The sequence below is a fragment of the Granulicatella sp. 20925_1_45 genome (assembly GCF_041433555.1).
In the GTDB taxonomy this organism is placed as follows: domain Bacteria; phylum Bacillota; class Bacilli; order Lactobacillales; family Aerococcaceae; genus Granulicatella.
In genome coordinates, this window is the sequence record NZ_JAPWBR010000043.1 from 1 (window position 1) to 900 (window position 900).

Annotated in this window: 1 protein-coding gene; it reads left to right on the forward strand. The window is 32.0% G+C overall.

The window, feature by feature from the left end:
* A partial coding sequence (locus tag O3798_RS08735; protein ID WP_371464300.1) for an ISL3 family transposase occupies positions 1-900 on the forward strand: 900 nt, incomplete at both ends.

Consider the following 900-nt stretch of genomic DNA (forward strand, 5'->3'; position numbering starts at 1 on the left):
TCGTTAAAAACGGCACGAAAACATCTCGTATCACTCTCTGTTCTGTTTCAGGCCTTCCGGCCTACTTACATCTACGCAAGCAGAGATTTCTCTGTAGAGAATGCGGCTCTTCATTTACTGCAGACACTAGTCGAATCGTAGAAAAACACTGTCATATCTCTAAACGATTAAAAAATGAAATCAAATCAAAAATTAGTGAAACAGTATCTGAAACATATATCGCAAAAGAAACAAATGTTTCAGTTCATACTGTAAGACGTATTATAGATGATACAGCACGATTATTGACCATTAAACCATTACACGATTTACCTGAGCATTTATGTTTTGATGAATTTAAATCCGTTAAATCTTCTGATAGTAATATGAGTTTTATTATTTGTGATAGTACTACACACAAGTTGGTTGATGTTGTACGAGATAGAAAATCTTACAGCCTGAAACAATATTTTCATCGTTTTGAACCTAAGACTAGATTAAAAGTAAAAACTATCTCCATCGATATGTACTTACCATACATTCAATTAATAAAAGAAATGTTTCCTAACGCAAAAATTATCATTGATCCATTTCACATCGTACAAGCCTTAAATAGAGAATTAAATCGAACTCGGGTACGTGTCATGAATCAGCATCGTTATAAAGACGCTAAATTATATCGAAAGTTAAAACATTATTGGAAGTTAATTTTAAAGAATCCTAACGAACTTCAGAACTATAAATATAATCGTTATAAGCTTTTCGAAAGCTTTATAACTAGCAAAGGAATCGTGGATTATATCTTAGAAAACAATCCATCTCTTAAAAATGATTATGAGGTTGTACATTCACTTCGTGAATGTATTCAGGATAGAGATTATATAGAATTCAAGGAAACGATTGAAGCAGCTACGCAATTAG